12 protein-coding genes are annotated in these 16,133 nt (G+C 67.3%); 4 read left to right on the plus strand and 8 right to left on the minus strand.

Annotated features, from left to right (window positions below):
* Nucleotides 1-30: 30 nt before the first annotated feature.
* Nucleotides 31-1,791 carry a hypothetical protein gene (locus tag B9Y82_RS11675; protein WP_100473354.1) on the minus strand — a complete coding sequence of 587 codons (1,761 nt, stop codon included), beginning with the start codon at nt 1,789-1,791 and terminating at the stop codon, nt 31-33.
* 10 nt (nt 1,792-1,801) lie between these two features.
* Nucleotides 1,802-2,401 (minus strand): NfuA family Fe-S biogenesis protein, encoded by a 600-nt coding sequence (locus tag B9Y82_RS11680; protein WP_100473355.1) that lies wholly within the window; start codon nt 2,399-2,401, stop codon nt 1,802-1,804.
* A 90-nt stretch (nt 2,402-2,491) separates the two neighbouring features.
* On the opposite strand from B9Y82_RS11680, the gene B9Y82_RS11685 reads away from it, so the two are divergent.
* The 3 genes from B9Y82_RS11685 to zupT all read left to right on the plus strand — a co-directional run bounded on the left by B9Y82_RS11685 (nt 2,492) and on the right by zupT (nt 4,164).
* Nucleotides 2,492-2,842 (plus strand): 4a-hydroxytetrahydrobiopterin dehydratase, encoded by a 351-nt coding sequence (locus tag B9Y82_RS11685; protein WP_100473356.1) that lies wholly within the window; start codon nt 2,492-2,494, stop codon nt 2,840-2,842.
* The gene (locus B9Y82_RS11690; RefSeq protein ID WP_100473357.1) at nt 2,839-3,255 is read left to right on the plus strand and encodes an energy transducer TonB; all 417 of its coding nucleotides are present in this window, start codon (nt 2,839-2,841) and stop codon (nt 3,253-3,255) included. The genes B9Y82_RS11685 and B9Y82_RS11690 overlap by 4 nt, the downstream gene beginning before the upstream one ends.
* Before the next feature lie 99 nt (nt 3,256-3,354).
* On the plus strand, nt 3,355-4,164 hold the full coding sequence (zupT, locus tag B9Y82_RS11695) for a zinc transporter ZupT (protein ID WP_100473358.1): 810 nt from the start codon (nt 3,355-3,357) through the stop codon (nt 4,162-4,164).
* A gap of 54 nt (nt 4,165-4,218) precedes the next feature.
* Here the strand turns inward: zupT and B9Y82_RS11700 are convergent, their stop codons facing one another.
* Complete coding sequence (locus tag B9Y82_RS11700; protein ID WP_049401092.1) at nt 4,219-5,193, minus strand: RluA family pseudouridine synthase; 975 nt, start codon at nt 5,191-5,193, stop codon at nt 4,219-4,221.
* A gap of 407 nt (nt 5,194-5,600) precedes the next feature.
* Between B9Y82_RS11700 and B9Y82_RS11705 the strand changes: the two genes are divergently transcribed.
* Nucleotides 5,601-8,858, plus strand: coding sequence for an Rne/Rng family ribonuclease (locus B9Y82_RS11705; protein WP_100473359.1), 3,258 nt, complete (start codon nt 5,601-5,603; stop codon nt 8,856-8,858).
* Between the two features lie 171 nt (nt 8,859-9,029).
* Here B9Y82_RS11705 and B9Y82_RS11710 read toward each other — a convergent pair whose 3' ends face one another.
* The 5 genes from B9Y82_RS11710 to B9Y82_RS11730 are packed head-to-tail and all read right to left on the minus strand — an operon-like array spanning nt 9,030 to nt 16,132.
* Entirely contained in the window at nt 9,030-9,917 is an 888-nt protein-coding gene (locus B9Y82_RS11710) for an endonuclease/exonuclease/phosphatase family protein (protein ID WP_100473360.1), read from the minus strand.
* Nucleotides 9,918-9,919: 2 nt separating this feature from the next.
* A complete protein-coding gene (locus B9Y82_RS11715; protein ID WP_100473361.1) occupies nt 9,920-13,087 on the minus strand; it encodes a discoidin domain-containing protein in 3,168 nt (1,055 codons plus the stop codon).
* Nucleotides 13,084-13,920: a carbohydrate ABC transporter permease gene (locus B9Y82_RS11720; protein WP_006456347.1), complete on the minus strand. Its 837-nt coding sequence runs from the start codon at nt 13,918-13,920 to the stop codon at nt 13,084-13,086. The genes B9Y82_RS11715 and B9Y82_RS11720 overlap by 4 nt, the downstream gene beginning before the upstream one ends.
* The gene (locus B9Y82_RS11725) at nt 13,917-14,798 is read right to left on the minus strand and encodes a carbohydrate ABC transporter permease (protein WP_005410323.1); all 882 of its coding nucleotides are present in this window, start codon (nt 14,796-14,798) and stop codon (nt 13,917-13,919) included. Before B9Y82_RS11725 ends, B9Y82_RS11720 begins: the two co-directional genes overlap by 4 nt.
* Nucleotides 14,795-16,132, minus strand: coding sequence for a sugar ABC transporter substrate-binding protein (locus B9Y82_RS11730; RefSeq protein WP_100473362.1), 1,338 nt, complete (start codon nt 16,130-16,132; stop codon nt 14,795-14,797). The genes B9Y82_RS11725 and B9Y82_RS11730 overlap by 4 nt, the downstream gene beginning before the upstream one ends.
* Nucleotide 16,133: the final 1 nt, after the last annotated feature.

A 16,133-nucleotide genomic window follows, 5' to 3' on the forward strand; every position in this document is an offset into this window, starting at 1 on the left:
TAAGGAAACATGCGTGGACAACGGGAGCCCTTAGCGGCTCCCGTTGTCTTCCTGCAGCTCTTTCTTGAACGGGATGTCCGGCGGCGGTCGTGCCACCGCCGGCTGGTCCTGCATGTTGGGGTTGGTCAGGCCACAGCCGCCACCGGCCTGCAGGATCGAAATGACGCAGGAGATCTTCGTGTTGGTGCCCGGCAATGGGATTTCCATCGCCTTGACGCCCTTGCGGACCCATTCGGCCAGCAACGATTCCTGCGGCACCCAGTATTTGTCGAACGAGGTCGGCGTGTAGTCGTACGGCGGGCGCTTCAACCAGGTGCCGGACTGCGCGATGCGCTCCTTGCTCCAGCTGTCGTTGGCGCCACCGGGCGCACCGCGCTCGGCATGGCCATCGCCTTCCTGGCCGGGCACCCTCACGCTGCCATCGGCATTGAACAGGCCATTGCCCCTGCCAGCGGCGCTGGCCTGGCGGGCACCGTCGCTGCTGCCATCGCGGTTGCGGCTGGAAGCCCCCCAGTCATCGCCCTTGGCAGGCGTCGCCCAGTTGCCGGGATTGGGGGCTGGGCGCGCTCCTGCGTTCGCCGGTGCACTGCTGGACGCTGACGGACGCGTACTGCTGCTCGCCTGCGCCGCGCTGCCCTGGGCCACAGCTGAAGGCGTCGCCGTGGCACTGCCACTGGAGGATGCGGGTGCCACTGCCGGAGCGGAGGCCACTTGACGTTCCCGCACCTGCACGTCGCGTCCGATGGGCGTGCGTACGGCAGGCTCACGCCCGGCCACCGCCGCCATCCGCACCTGCGGATCGACCACGGCCTGCACTTCACGTTCGCGCACCTGCACGTCCTGCTGCGGCACGCGCACCTGCATTTCCGCGCTACGCAACGGTTGTGGCGCGACCGGCGCATCGACCGTACTGACTTCGCGTTCGCGCACCTGGATGTCACGCACCTGCGGCGTGCGCACGGCCAGTTCCGGGATGCGCACCTGGCTTGGTGCCGGCGGCGCCTGCACCGGCTGCACGCTGCGCTCGCGCACAGCGGGTGTGCTGTCCCGCGGTACGACGCTGACTTCGGTACGCGGCACACTGACCGGCGGCACCACGAAATCCGTGCTGGCCTGCGCCACTTCGGTGGCCTGGACGGGCGAAGGCGGCGGCGCGGCAACCGGCGCCGGCTCGGCTTCGGCGGGTGGTGGTGGAACGCTGGCGGTCGGCGCGGATGCCGGGGATGAGGCGGCGGCTTCGGCAGCCACCGGACGCGGCGCAGGGACCGTGGCAGCGCCCGCCTCCTGGCCCGGCGCAACGCGACCCGCCGCCGCGGTCGTAGCCGCTTCGGCGCCCGGCTGATCGCCACCGCCTTCCCGCGTGGCGCGGCCGACGAACTCCACCTGCACCCGCTCGCCCTCGGCGCCCTCTTCTTCCGGCGCAGTGGTACGGATCACCGCCACCCAAAGCAACAACACGAAGAACAGCAGGTGCAGCAGTGCACTGGCCAGTGCCGAGGTCCAGCGCATCCAGCGCTGGTCGCGCGGCGCAGCGTCCCAGTCCTGCCAGAACAAACGGCGCAGTGCCTGCCACGGTGACAGCTGCGGCAGCTGTCCGGGCGGGCCGGGCAATGGGCGGGGCAGCAGGATGGCGATCACGTCGCGGGCATGGAACGGGCACGGCAACGGCCCCATCGAGCGCAGCCACAGCGCCCAGCCATACGGCAGGCGCGTAGTCTTCTCGAGGACGGCGCGGGGCTGCTGGCGCGCCAGCAGCAGATCGATGAGTTGCTCGGCCCGGGTCAGAGGCACGCGTCAGCGGTCAGGCGACGTTGCCGCGCGGGATGTACGGCGCGTGGCCGCTGTCGTGGTCGGTCGCGTCGCGCACGGCAGTCACGCCCGGCACGCGTCCCATCAGGGTCTTTTCGATGCCCTGCTTGAGCGTCACGTCGGCCATGCCGCAGCCCTGGCAGCCACCGCCGAAGCGCAGCAGCACCACGCCATCGGACGAGACTTCCTGCACGGCCACCTTGCCGCCATGCGAGGCCAGCTGCGGATTGACTTCGTTCTCCACCACCCAGTGTACGCGCTCGACCAGCGAGGCGGCATCACCGGGCGCCTCCCCCTTGATGCGCGGCGCCTTGATGGTCAGCTGCTGGGCACCGGCGGTGCCGGCAACGATGTCGATCTCGGCGCCATCGAGCCAGCCGACGCTGCCGGCATCGACATAGAGCGTGAAACCATCGCAGTCCACCGCCCACTCATCGCCGAGCAGATCGGTCGGTTCGGCGAATTCCAGCCTGGCATCGGCGCGCGGGGTGCCGGGGTCGACCGCACTCAGGCGCACGCCCATGCCGGGCACGGCCTCGCGTTCGATCAGCTTGCGGAAATGGGTCTGGGCAGTGTCGGAGATCTGGATCATCAGGCTATTCTAGCCAAGTAAGCGTCAGCCGCTCATTCGGTTTATACACCGTCCGGCGCATTGTTCAGTCAACACGAGGTGGAGATTCCCATGGCCGACCTGATTCCACTGGCCCAGGCCCGTTGCGTGCCACGCAAAGGCAGCGACCACAAGCTTGGCGAAGCCCGCCTGGCCGAACTGCTGCCGCAGATTCCCGGCTGGGAGCTGAGCGAGGGTGGCCAGGCCCTGTCGCGCACGTTCCGCTTCAAGGATTACTACGCCACCATGGCCTTCGTGAATGCGTTGGCCTGGGTTGCCCACCGCGAAGACCATCATCCGGACCTGGGCGTGCACTACGACCGTGCGGTCGTGCGCTTCTCCACCCACGATGTGGGTGGCCTGAGCGAGAACGATTTCATCTGCGCGGCGAAGACTTCGGCCCTGACGGAGCAACTGCCATGAACGTACGTTTGCTGAGCCTGTCCCTGATTGCTGCGGCCGGCGTGGCCGGTTGTGGCGCGTCCGAACCGCCGGCACCGCCACCGCCGCCGCCGACCGAAGTGGCCGCAGTGAAGACGCCGCCGCCGCAGTATCCGCTTGAACTGGCCTGCATGGGCGTAGGCGGCACCAGCACCTACAAGGTGACCATCGGTACCGACGGCAAGCCGAGCGAGATCGCGCTGTTGAGCGGTGCCGGCAACCCGCAGCTGGACGAACTGGCCAGGACCGCCGTGCAGGGCTGGCAGTTCAAGGCGGCTACCCGCAACGGCGCTGCGGTACCGGCCACCATCCAGGTGCCGGTCAGCTTCAACCCGCCGCAGCCGAAGCCGGACCAGTGCTTCGCCATCGAAGAGCGCCTGCGCCGCGGCGGCTGATCCCGCGCGCCCCGACGAGGCCAGCCGACGCCCGCCTCGCCCTCCCCCGCCCCGGCTTCATCCGGGGCGGTTGTCTGTTGACCAGGACCGCGTCGGTACATGCTGCAGATTCCCCCCGAAAATGTCTGGATCGCACTGGCGGTCACCCTCGCAGCCGGCCTGGCCACCGCCATCGGCAGCCTGCTGGTGCTGTTCTCGCGCCGCCCCAACCCGCGCCTGCTGGCCTTCGGCCTGGCCTTTGCCGGTGGCGCGATGGTCTATGTGTCGCTGTCGGAAATCCTCAACAAGTCCATTGCCTCGTTCGCCATGGCCTATGGCGAGCGCACCGGCTTCACCTACGGCACCCTGGCCTTCCTGCTGGGCGTGATCGTCATCGTGCTGATCGACCATTTCATCCCCAACCCGCATGAAAGCCTGGACAAGCAGGATCCCGCATTCCGCGAGAACAGCCGCGAGTACCTGAAGCGCGTCGCCCTGCTGACCTCGGTCGCGATCACCGCGCACAACTTCCCGGAAGGCCTGGCGACCTTCTTCGCGACACTGGAGAGCCCGTCGGTGGGCATGCCGCTGGCCTTCGCCATTGCCATCCACAACATCCCCGAGGGCATCGCGATCGCGGTGCCGGTGTATTTCGCCACCCAGAACAAGCTCTACGCATTCACCGCCAGCCTGCTGTCCGGCCTTGCCGAGCCAGTGGGCGCGGCGATCGGTTACGTGCTGCTGTCCGGATCACTGTCGCACGCCACTTTCGGCTGGGTGTTCGGGCTGATCGCCGGCGTAATGGTGTTCCTGGCACTGGATGAACTGCTGCCAGCGGCCAAGCGCTATGCCAAGGGCCACGAGACGGTTTATGGACTGGTCGCAGGCATGGGCACGCTGGCGATCAGCCTGGTGCTGTTCAAGTGGTGAGGGGCTTGCGGCTCGCCTTTACAGGGGAGCGCCGGGCACGGCCCGGGGCAAGCTTCAGCGGAGCCGGTCCAGCGCCTCGACCAGCTCATCGGCCAGCGGTGCGTTCAGCACGTACGGGCTCTTGCCGTCGTCCAGGGCAAACTCCAGCGAGGCCGCATGCAGGAACAGGCGCTTCAGCCCGATCTGCTCACGAAGCCGCTTGTTGACGGCGGGATCGCCGTATTTGTCGTCACCGGCCACCGGGTGCCCCAGATGCTGGGCATGCACGCGGATCTGGTGGGTACGCCCGGTCTCGATGCGGACCTCGCAGTAGGAATGACCACCGCGGCGCTCCAGCACGCGGAAGTGGCTGATCGACTCCTTGCCGATCGCATTGACCTGCACATGGCGCTCGCCGCCCTGGCGCAGGCCCACGTGCAGTGGCGCGTCGACCGTCATCACGCCATCGGGCATGCGTCCGGCCAGCAGGGTCAGGTAGCGTTTGCGGATGCCGGCGCCGTGGTCTTCCCGCAGCAGCGCCTGCAATTCGCTCAGCGCCGAGCGCTTCTTGGCCACGATCAGCAGGCCCGAGGTGTCGCGATCCAGCCGGTGGACCAGCTCCAGGGTCTGGCCCGGGCGCAGGGCGCGCAGGGTCTCGATGGCGCCAAAGCTGATGCCGCTGCCGCCGTGGCTGGCAACGCCGGTGGGCTTGTTCAGGGCCAGCAGGCGGGCATCCTCGAAGACGATGGCCTGCTCCAGGCGGCGCATGAACGCCTCCGGCGGACCGGCCTTGTCTCCCTCTTCCGTGAGACGAACCGGCGGCACGCGCACTTCGTCACCGGCCTCCAGCTTGCGTTCGGCCTTGGCGCGGCCACCGTTCACCCTCACCTGGCCGCTGCGCACCAGCTTGTAGACCAGGCTGCGCGGGGCGCCCTTCAGCTGGCCGAGCAGGAAGTTGTCCAGGCGCTGCCCCGCGCGGTCGGCGGGAACGGTGATCATGCGCACGGAAGGCTTGTCGCCAGCGGGTTTGGTCGGGTCTTGGGCGGTCATCAGGCTGTTTATTCTGTTACACTCGGGGGGCGAGATAAGGGATTGATTTCGTTGGAAGTTACTCAGGGCCAGAAGCCCAGCTTCCGACGAATCCGGCACAGTGCGCGACCACCGCCCGCGGGGCGGCCATGTTAGCGGCTCACCGGCCTTCCCGGCCATCGCCGGATGCCTGACACGCAACCGTGCTGAACATGTCCCGCGTGGCGCTCCAGCCTGGCTGACAGCTGCCTGCGGCCCTGCAACACCCAAAACCCATAAGAGTGAAGCGCTCCCGCGGCCTGCCGTGGTGTCGTAGCGCTGGAAACCCAAGCCGCCCTCCCCGCGCTTGCGCGAATGGGCGGCGAGCCGTGTCCAGAGGCGAAACCCCATGGCGTTCCGCGCGGTAGCCGCTTGCGAGGAACGCAACAATGAAGCGAATGCTGATCAACGCCACGCAGGCTGAAGAGCTGCGTGTTGCCATCGTGGATGGCCAGTCGTTGTATGACATCGACATCGAACAGCCGTCGAAGGAACAGAAGAAGTCGAACATCTACAAGGGCCGGATCTTCCGCATCGAGCCCTCGCTGGAAGCCGCCTTCGTCGAGTACGGCGGTGGCCGCCATGGCTTCCTGCCGCTGAAGGAAATCTCCCGCGACTACTTCCAGGCCGGTGTCGACCACAACAAAGCCGGCATCCGCGAGCTGCTGAAGGAAGGCCAGGAAATCGTCGTCCAGGTGGACAAGGAAGAGCGCGGCAACAAGGGCGCCGCCCTGACCACGTTCATCTCCCTGGCCGGCCGCTACATGGTGCTGATGCCGAACTCGCCGAGCGCGGGCGGTGTCTCCCGTCGCATCGAAGGCGAAGACCGGGCCGCCCTCAAGGACGCCCTGGACAAGCTGAACATCCCCGACGACATGGGCGTGATCATCCGCACCGCAGGCGTCGGCCGCGATGCCGAAGAGCTGCAGTGGGATCTGGACTACCTGCTCAACGTCTGGCGCGCCATCGCCGAAGCCGCGCTGAGCAAGCCGGCCCCGTTCCTGATCTACCAGGAATCGCGCCTGATCGTGCGCGCCCTGCGTGACTACCTGCGCGCCGACATCGGCGAGATCCTGGTGGACACCGAGGAGATGTACGAGCACGCCCGCGAGTTCATGCAGCAGGTGATGCCGCAGACCCTGCGCAAGCTCAAGCACTACAAGGACGATATCCCGCTGTTCAACCGCTTCCAGATCGAGTCGCAGATCGAAGGTGCCTACGAGCGCAACGTGCGACTGCCGTCGGGCGGCTCGATCGTGGTCGACCAGACCGAAGCACTGACCGCGGTCGACGTGAACTCTTCGCGCGCCACCAAGGGCAGCGACATCGAGGACACCGCGTTCCAGACCAACCTGGAAGCGGCCGAGGAAGTGGCCCGCCAGCTGCGCCTGCGCGACCTGGGTGGCCTGGTGGTCATCGACTTCATCGACATGGCCTCCAACAAGCACCAGCGCGAGGTCGAGAACCGCCTGGCCAACGCGCTGAAGTACGACCGTGCGCGTGTGCAGGTCGGCCGCATCTCGCGCTTCGGCCTGCTGGAAATGAGCCGCCAGCGCCTGCGCCCGAGCCTGGGTGAATCCAGCCAGATCGTCTGCCCGCGCTGCGACGGCCACGGCCGCATGCGCAGCGTCGAGTCACTGTCGCTGTCGATCATCCGCGTCGCCGAAGAGCATGCGATGAAGGAAAACACCGGGCAGGTGCTGGTGCAGGCTCCGGTGGAGATCGCCAATTACCTGCTGAACGAGAAGCGCAGCGCCCTGCGCGAGATCGAACAGCGCCACGAGGCGCCGATCGTGATCGTCGCCGACGAGCAGCTGCACACCCCGCACTACGCCGTGACCCGCCTGCGCGAGAACGAGCTGGGCGAAGAGAGCACCAAGCCCAGCTACCAGCGCGGCACCCCGCGCAAGCTGCCGGTGCACGCCCTGACCAAGGGCCAGCTGAACATCCCGCCGCCGGCGGTGACCCAGGTCAAGCACACCTCCCCCGCCCCCGTGCGCGAGGAAGTGGAGCCGGCCGCAGCCGCTCCGGCCCCGGTCGTGGCAGCGCCGGTGGCGCCCGCCTCGAGCGGCGGCGTGATCGGTTGGCTCAAGCGCGTGTTCGGTGGCGAACCGGCGCCGGCGCCGGCACCGGCGGCTCCGGTCGCCCGCCCGCAGCAGGACGGCGGCCGCAAGGACCGCAACAAGGATCGCAACAAGGACCGCAAGGATCGCCGCGACGACAGCCGTGGCAACGCCGGCGGCAACGGCAATGCACAGCAGCAGAAAGATGGCGGCAACCGCAAGGAGCGCGGCGAGCAGCGCAAGGACGGCCGCAACGGCAACAACGGCAATGCCCAGCAGCCACAGCAGCAGGGCAAGCAGAAGGATGGCCAGCAGCAGCCGCAGCAGCAGAACAAGCCGCGCAACGAGCAGCAGGGCCAGAACCAGAACCAGCAGCAGCCAAAGCTGAAGCAGCCCAAGCAGCCACGCCCGCAGCAGGACGGTGACAAGCCGGCGGAGAAGCCGCAGCGCAACGCCGCCGAAGCACCGGCCGAAGTCGTGACCGCGGCTGCCGTGGCCGCCACGGCTGTCGCCGCCAACGTGGTGACCGCCCAGGAAGCTACCGCGCCGGTGGCTCCGGTGGCACCGGCCGCCTCCGCGCCGGTCGAAGCCGCTGCACCGGTCGACACCGCAGCCAACGCGGGCAACGAAGCCGAGGCGGTTGCTGTGAGCACTGACGAAGCTGCAACCGACGCCAATGGTGACCAGGCCGGCGAAGGCGCGACCCGCCGTCGTCGCGGCCGTCGCGGCGGCCGTCGCCGTCGTCGCGGTGGCGCCGAGAATGCCGCCGGCAGCGACGTCCTGGGCGATGACCAGGACGAGGGTGACGACAACGATGACGCCGATGGCGCCGAGCCGAACGTCGACAACACCGCTGGATCGGCTCCGGTGGCTGCTGCGCAGCCGGCCCGTTCGCAGCCGGAATTTGACTTCGATGATGAAGTCGAGCCGACCGCAGACGCCGCGAAGCCGGTCCGCGCCGCCGCTGCCGTTGTGGCCGCGCCGGTCGCGGTGGTGAGCACCGCCGTGGTAGAAGCCGCCGCCCCGGTCATGGCTGAAGGGGAGACCCCGGTCGAAGCTGCTTCGAAGACCGAAGCGGTGTCCTCGCCGGTGCAGACCAGCATGCTCGATGCCATTGACGCTGCGACCCCGGCCCAGCCGGTGGCAGCGTCAGCCCCGGCGGTCGAAGCGAAGCCGGTGGTGGCTGAGGTAGCCCCGGTCGCTGAGGCCACTCCGGTGGTCGAAGTGAAGCCGGTCGTGGCCGAGGCTGCTCCGATCGTGGAATCGAAGGCGCAGGTTGTTGAAGCGGCCCCGGTGGTTGAAACCCAGCCGGCGGCGGTCGAGGTTGCCCCGGTGGTGGAGGCCACTCCCGCGGTTGAAGCCAAGCCAGTCGTCGAGACGGCGCCGGTCGCCGAACAGCCGGTCGCTCCGGTGGCGGTCGAAGCTGCGCCGGTGGAAGCCGCTGCCCCCGTCGCCGAGGCGGTGGTGACGCCGTCGATCGATCCGGTCGCCGATGGTCACACCGACGCCGCCGCGCAGGCCGCCGAAGCCAAGGCCGAGGAAGAAGACGAAGACGCCGCCAAGCGCACGCCGCCGGCGAACTGATCGCGCCTTGATCGCGTAGAAAACGAAACGGCGGGGATCACGGATCCCCGCCGTTTTTGTTTGTGCCCCGGGCGCGTGCAGCGCTCTGGTAGAGGCCAACCTTGGTTGGTGCCGTTGTTGGAGCGAACGCGGACACGTCCGTGCCAACCAAGGTTGGCACCTGCCAGGGCATCAGCGCGCCGGCGCGAACTGCAGGCGGGTCCACACACCGTAGTGGTCCGAGGCCCACCGGCCGCTGTCGTCGGGCTGGTCGAACAGGAGCTTCGCCTCGCGCGCGACCATCCCGTCCTGCTGGAAGAAGATGTGGTCGATCCGCGAGGGCGCCTGGTAGTAGTGCCGGTTCAACGTGCTGACCCCGGCCAGGTCGGTGTTGACGTGGACGCTGCCGTAGCTGTCGCCGTAATGGCTGCGCAGCTCGCTCAGGTCGCCGGCATCCACCAGTGCGTTGAAATCGCCGGCAATCACCACCGGCGCACCGGCCGAGGTGGTGGCGACAAAGCGCAGCAGATCCTCGACCTGGACGCGGCGGATGCGCTGGCCGCGTTCGTCGCTACGCTCATTGAGATGCGTGGCATAGACGTTCACCGGGTGACCGTCCACGTCGATGCGCAGGTGCGCAACGGTGCGGTAGTCGTCCAGTGGCTGCAGCAGGTGGTCACCCTGGGCCAGGATCGGGCGCCGGCTCAGCAGTGCGTTGCCGTAACGCTTGGCGGCCCCGACCGGATCGGTGGAGACGAAGATGTACCTGTAACCGAGCTGACTGGCCAGCCATTGCGCCTGGTTGCGCACGTTGCGGCGCTGGATCACCTCCTGCAACGCAATGGCATCGGGCTGCAGGCGCTTGAGTTCGGCCAGGATGGTGCGGCGACGGCTGGGCCAGTCCTCGCGGTCATGGTGCAGGTTGAAGGTGACCATGCTCATGCCTGGCCCGCTGGCAATCTCCGCCGCTGGCGACGCGACCTGTGGCACGGCTGCCAGCGCCAGCGGCGGCAATGCCAACGCGATCGCCAGCCCCAGGGCGCGCGCCATCGCGCGCCCCCTCGCCCCCTGTTGCTTCATCGTTACTGCCCCTTGCGCTCGGCGCGGCGCACCGCGCTCGGTACATCGATCTCGACCCGCGCCGGCAGCTGGTGCACGTGCAGTTCCTTGTTGATCCATTCGGCCGCTTCACCGTTGATGGTCGCCTCACCCGGATCACCGGCGTACGGCCACGGCAGCACCACGCCACCGACCGGTGGCACCAGGCCCGGCTGCACCTCCAGCACCAGCTGCTTGTCGCTGCGCTGCAGGCGGTAGTTGAGCTGGCCCTGCGGCGTGCGCAGGCCCTGCACCGCGATGCCCTCGCCCTGCAACCAGGCCGTCGGAATGCCGGCGGCCAACACCAGCGCATCGTCCATGTCACGGCTGTAGGCGAACATGTCCAGGGCCGAGCGCACGAAGTCCGAGGCCACCCAGGCATGCGGCAGGTCACCGACGAAGAACGGCTTGCGTGGCGTGCGCGAAACCACTTCGGCCCACTGGTTCCAGGCCTGCGGCGCACGGTCCTTGAAGAAGAATTCGGTCGCCTGCCAGGCGCGATCACGCCAGCCCAGGCGGACGAAGGCGGCCACGTTGCGCCACTCGTAGGGCGTGTAGTCCTTCCACTCGCGCTTGCCATCACGACGGGCCACGAACTCCTTCCAGTAACGCTCGAAGGTGGCATCCAGTGCCTGTTGCGGCAGGCGGCCCTGCTCGCCGCCTGGCGCCAGTGCGATGGTGGTGGAGGTCGCGTCGAAATCGCCCAGCTCGGCCGAACCCGGCAGGTAGTCGATGTTGTGCTGCTGCATCGCCGACAGTAGCGAGGCCTGCAGGTCATCACGGAACTGGTCACGCGATCCGGCGATCTGCATCGCCTCGACCTTGCCCAGCTGGGCCGCCAGCATTGCCGCGTCCTTGTAGCCGCGCAACGCCCAGAAGTTGTCCCAGTACGAGTGCATCGGCTTTGCCGAATAGCCTTCGTGGCTGATCGAAGCCGGCATCATCCCGTAGAACGCCGGATTGCGCGCACGGTTCTCGTCCGTGCGCTCGCTGGCGCGCAGTTGCTCCATGTAGCGGTAGGCGCCCTGCACATGCGGCCACATCAGCTCGGCGAAGGTGCTGTCACCGGTATAACGCCCATATTCGGCGATGCTGTAGATCAGCTCGCCGTGGCTGTCGTTCTCCGGCACCGGGTCGCTGCCACGTGCATCGACACAGCACGGCACCTTGCCGTTCTCGAACTGGTAAGGCGCATACCAGTTGATGTAGTCACGCACGGCGTCGCTGCGCCCCATGCGCAGCAGGCCCTCGGAAATCATCGCGCCATCGCGGATCCAGCTGCGCGCGTAGGAGCGCGTGCCCGGCTGCAGGCGCGGGCCAACCCGCGAGATCAGCATGTGTGCCACTGCGGTGCGCAGGGTGTCGACCAGTGCCTGGCCCGCAGCAGGTACCTGCAACGAGACCGCGCCCAGCTTCTGCCGCCACTGCTCGGCCACCTGCGCCTGCGCCTTGGCCACGTCCAGCGCCTGCGGCGCCCAGCCGCCGGTCTGCGGCAGCACCACCGCCACTTCACGGCTCTGGCCGGGTTCCAGCTTGATCGTATACAGCAGCGCGCCAGACGCCATGCCGGTGCTGTCCTTCACCACCGTACTGGCCGGATACTTTCCGGACGCCAGGTGCATCGCATCGAGCTTGCCATCGAACGTGCTCGCAAAGCGGGCATCCGGCACCTGCAGCGGATAGATGCGCGGCTCGCCGTTGATGCGCACCAGCTGTTCGCCCACATCCAGTGCATCGATGCGGCTGAAGCCGCCGACGGTATTGAGGAACTGGGTCGGCGGATTGACCTGCCATGGTCGGATCGCCAGCGCCAGGGTGTACTCGTGCGCCACCTTGTCCGGATTGCTCAGCCGGTAGCGACCGATCAACTGCGCGCGCTCGGGCGTGCCCTGCACGAAGCCGGTCACCGCCAGGCCGGCCTTCTCGTGCACCCAATCGACATTGGCGATCGGCAGGTAGTGATCCTGCAGCGACTGGGTGATGGCGACCTTCGACCAGTCCAGCAGCTTGCCGTCGAGGCGGACGAACGGCTCGATGCTGAAGCTGCCCTTGGCCGGCTCCAGCGCACCGTCCTCGCTGATCAACGCCTGTTCCTGGCCGCCATCGAGGCCCAGCAGGGTCCAGTACGGCTGTTCGTCCACATACGCGCGCGGCAGCGAGCCGCGCGGCAGGTCGGCCGCCACCGAGGACAGGAATGCGTTTGGCGTGGCGGCGAAGGCCAGCGGCTTGAGCGTGATGTCACGGATGCCATAGCGCCAGTTCGGGCCATCGAGCAGATCGAAGCGTACGTAGCGCGCGTCGGTGTCCGGCAGCGCCAGCCAATCGCGGCCACCGGCACCGCCGGTCACCTCGCGCACGGTGCGCCAGTCCCGGCCATCCTCGGAGATCCGCACGGTGTAGCGGTTGGCTTCCAGGTTCGGCAGCCAGTCGATCACCGCACCACCTATCTCGCGGCTCTTGTGCAGATCCAGGCTGACCGTCTGCTGCTTGACCCCGCCACTGATCCAGAACGTATCGCCCTTGCCATCGATCATGCGGTCCTGCAGCGCGGTGGCGGTATCGGCGATCACCGATGGCACCAGCGCCGAATCATCCTGCGGCGGCAGGCCCTGCAGGGTCAGCTTGTCGAAGCACACCGTGCCGCGGCCGCCGACCTTGCTGTAGATCGTGAACTCGACCGCGGCGCTGCGTGCCATCTCCTTCCCGGGCGACGGCCCCCACGCCTTGTCGATCTGGCGACGGCGGTACTCGACCGGCGTCCACGCCTTGGGGAAGCTGTAGCCCGGGCGATTGACCCACCAGACGTTGTCGCCGCTGGCGTCGATCAGCTTGAACTGCAGGTCGTTGGCCGGCGAATCACCGCGCAGCTGGAAACCGAAACGGTAGTTGACCGGGTAGTCGATGTTCAGCGCGCGGCGGATGCCGACATAGCCGGAGACCTTGTGGAAATCGTAGTCCAGGCACAGCGCACGGCCGCCGCCGGCGCCACTGACCGGCCGCAGCGAACCACTGACCTGGTCGGACAGCACCAGTTTCCAGGCGCCGATATCGTCGAAGTCGTCCAGCACCTTCGGCGCCGGCAGTGCCGGTGGTGCGGCGATCGCCAAGGAGGTCCACAACAGTCCCAGTCCAACGGCGATCGCTCGCTTCATCCCTTGACGCTCCCCAGCAACAGACCTTGGATGTAGTACCGCTGCAGCACCAGGAACAGCGCCAGCACCGGAACCACGGTGACCACCGCGCCGGCCATCATCATTTCCACGTCCATGATGTGCTCGCGCGAGAGGGTGGCCAGCGCCACCGGCAAAGTGTAGTGCTCCTGGTCGGTCAACACGATCAGCGGCCACATGAAATCGTTCCATGCGCCCATGAAGGTGAAGATCGCCAGGGTCACCAGCACCGGCTTGAGCATCGGCAGCACGATCTGGAAGAAGATGCGCAGCTCCCCTGCCCCATCGATGCGCGCCGCTTCAAGCAGTTCGTCAGGGATCGAACGCGCATACTGGCGTACCAGGAAGATGCCGAACACGCTGGCCAGCGCCGGCACGATCACGCCGCCAAAGCTGTTGACCAGCCCCAGCTGCTTCATCAGCAGGAACAGCGGCAGCATCGCCACCTGCGCCGGAATCACCAGCGCCGCCATCAGTACCTGGAACAGGCGCTCGCGGCCGACGAAATTGAGCTTGGCGAACGCATATCCGGCCATGGTGTTGAGCAGCAACGAACCGATCGTGATGCCCAGCGACACCAGCAGGCTGTTGGCGAAGTTGCCGCCCATGCCGGTACGCGCGAACAGCTCATGGTAGTTGTGCGTGGTGATGCTCGACGGCAGCAGCGGCGGCGGGAAATGACTGGCCTCGCCCTGCGGCATGAACGAGACCGAGACCATCCACAGCAGCGGTGCCAGGCTGACCAGGGCCAGCACCAGCAACGCACCATTGATCATCCACGGGTACCAGCGCGACTGGCCGATTTCACGACTCATACCAACTGCCTCTTGCGGCCGAAACGCAGCATCACGGTGGTCACCGCCAGGATGATCAGGAACAGCAGGAACGCCACGGCGGAGGCGCGTCCCAGATTCCACCACTTAAAGCCTTCCTCGAACATGAAATACAGCACGCTGACGGTGCTCTGCAGCGGGTCGCCGCGGGTCATGACATACGGTTCGGCGAACAGCTGGAAGTAGCCGGACACGGTGATCACGCCGACCACCAGCAGCACCGGCCCGAGCATCGGCAGGGTGATGTGCAGGAACTGCTTCCAGCGTGAGGCGCCGTCGATGCGCGCCGCTTCGTACAGGTCATGCGGGATCGCCTGCAGGCCGGCCAGGAAGATCACCATGTTGTAGCCGAAGTTCTTCCACACCGCGAACAGCATGATGGTCGGCATCGCCCAGTTGGGATCGCCCAGCCAGTCGATCGGGCTGATGCCCAGATGGCCCAGGCCGTAGTTCACCAGGCCATAGCTGGTATGGAACAGGTAGCGCCAGATCACCGCCACCGCCACCAGCGTGGTCACCACCGGTGCGAACAGGGCCGTGCGGAACAGCGCCTTGAAGCGCGCGGCCGGCGCATTGAGCAGCATCGCCGCGCCCAGCGACACGCCGATCGACAACGGCACGCCGATCAGCACGAAGTAGGTGGTGTTCCACAGCGACTTCCAGAACATCGGCGTCTGCAGCAGGTCGATGTAGTTGCCCAGGCCAACGAAGCGCAGGTTGCTGCTGTCGGCCAGCGCATAGAGGTCGAAGTCGGTCACGCTCAGCGCGAGCGCCGAGGCGACCGGCAGGCCGAAGAACACGCCCAGCACGATCAGCGAGGGGCCGGCGAAGATCCAGCCGGCCAGCGAAGTACGTTTCATTGCGCGCTCCCGGCGGCCACGGCGCTGCTCGATTGCGGCGACGGCGCGCGCTCCTGCAGGCGTTGTTGTTCATGCATCCAGCGGCGCTTGGCCAGCACCTTGTCCACGCGCTGGTCCAGCTCTTCCACGGCCTTGTCCTGCGCCAGGCCACCACGCACCACCTTCTCGGTGACGATGCGCATTTCCTGCACGATGCGCTCCCATTCGAGCACCTTCGGCGTCGGCCTGACCCGCTCCAGCTGATCGCGGAACGCAGCTGCCAGCGGATCGTTGGCCAGTGACGGTGCATTCCATGCACTGCGGCGCGGTGGCAGGTCGCCGATGATCGAATGGAAGCGCGCCTGGATTTCCGGGCGCGACAGGAATTCGATCAGCTTCCAGGAAGCCTCCTTCTGCTGCGACTTGCGGAAGATCACCAGGCTGGTGCCACCGGCGATGCCCGCGCCCGGACCATCCGGCCCCGGCAGCGCGGCGGTGCCCCACTGCCCTTCCAGTTCCTTCGGCTGCAGTTTCTTGAACTCGCGGATGTTCCAGGGGCCGGAGATGTAGAACACGTTGAAGCCGCGGAAGAATTCGTCCCAGACGTTGGAAATCTGCGTCTCGGACATCTTCGGCGCCCAGCCCTGCTCGAACATGTTGGCGTAGAAGGCCAGCGTGCGGCGGAACCCCGGGCTGGCGAAATTGCCGCGGGTGTCATCGTCGCGCAGCAGCGGGTCGGGCTGCTGCAAGGCCAGCGACAGCTGCTGCTCGAATTCGTTGATCGGCATCAGTACCGCGTAGCGGTTCGGGCCCTGCATGCGCTTGATCGCCGCCATCTGCTCCTCCCATTCCTGCCACGTGCGCGGCGGGTGGTCGTAGCCGGCCTTGGCCAGCAGATCCTTGCGGTAGTAGATCAGGCGCGTATCGACATACCACGGCACGCCGACCAGTTCGCCGTGGATCACGTTGGTATCCCAGATGCCCTGGAAGTAGTCCTTCGGGTCGACCACGGTGGAGCGCTGCACGAACGGCTGCAGCGGGGTCAGCGCGTCGAGTTCGGCGAACTCCGGCACCCAGGTGTTGCCCAGCTGGCACACGTCCGGCAGGCCGTCGGCGGCGAACGCGGTCAGCAGCTTCTCATGCGCGGCGGTCCACGGGATGTTCTGCACATCCACCTTGATGCCGGGATTTTCGGCCTCGAATTCGTGGATCAGCTCGCTGACCACCTCGGCTTCGCGGCCCATCGCCCAGAAACGCACGGTGGTGCCCGGTTCGGTACGGGCGCAGCCGGCCACGGCCAACACGGCCAGGGCAGGCAGCGCCCAACGGCGCAGGCGGTCGATCCAGTTCGGCATC

The organism is Stenotrophomonas maltophilia (assembly GCF_002799155.1).
In the GTDB taxonomy this organism is placed as follows: Bacteria; Pseudomonadota; Gammaproteobacteria; order Xanthomonadales; family Xanthomonadaceae; genus Stenotrophomonas; species Stenotrophomonas maltophilia_R.

Bases quoted from the DNA above. Each gene is read 5' to 3' on its own strand.
- B9Y82_RS11680 (WP_100473355.1), bottom strand. From the start codon at position 2,401: ATGATCCAGATCTCCGACACTGCCCAGACCCATTTCCGCAAGCTGATC.
- B9Y82_RS11685 (WP_100473356.1), top strand. From the start codon at position 2,492: ATGGCCGACCTGATTCCACTGGCCCAGGCCCGTTGCGTGCCACGCAAA.
- B9Y82_RS11690 (WP_100473357.1), top strand. From the start codon at position 2,839: ATGAACGTACGTTTGCTGAGCCTGTCCCTGATTGCTGCGGCCGGCGTG.
- zupT (WP_100473358.1), top strand. From the start codon at position 3,355: ATGCTGCAGATTCCCCCCGAAAATGTCTGGATCGCACTGGCGGTCACC.
- B9Y82_RS11700 (WP_049401092.1), bottom strand. From the start codon at position 5,193: ATGACCGCCCAAGACCCGACCAAACCCGCTGGCGACAAGCCTTCCGTG.
- B9Y82_RS11705 (WP_100473359.1), top strand. From the start codon at position 5,601: ATGAAGCGAATGCTGATCAACGCCACGCAGGCTGAAGAGCTGCGTGTT.
- B9Y82_RS11710 (WP_100473360.1), bottom strand. From the start codon at position 9,917: ATGAAGCAACAGGGGGCGAGGGGGCGCGCGATGGCGCGCGCCCTGGGG.
- B9Y82_RS11715 (WP_100473361.1), bottom strand. From the start codon at position 13,087: ATGAAGCGAGCGATCGCCGTTGGACTGGGACTGTTGTGGACCTCCTTG.
- B9Y82_RS11720 (WP_006456347.1), bottom strand. From the start codon at position 13,920: ATGAGTCGTGAAATCGGCCAGTCGCGCTGGTACCCGTGGATGATCAAT.
- B9Y82_RS11725 (WP_005410323.1), bottom strand. From the start codon at position 14,798: ATGAAACGTACTTCGCTGGCCGGCTGGATCTTCGCCGGCCCCTCGCTG.
- B9Y82_RS11730 (WP_100473362.1), bottom strand. From the start codon at position 16,132: ATGCCGAACTGGATCGACCGCCTGCGCCGTTGGGCGCTGCCTGCCCTG.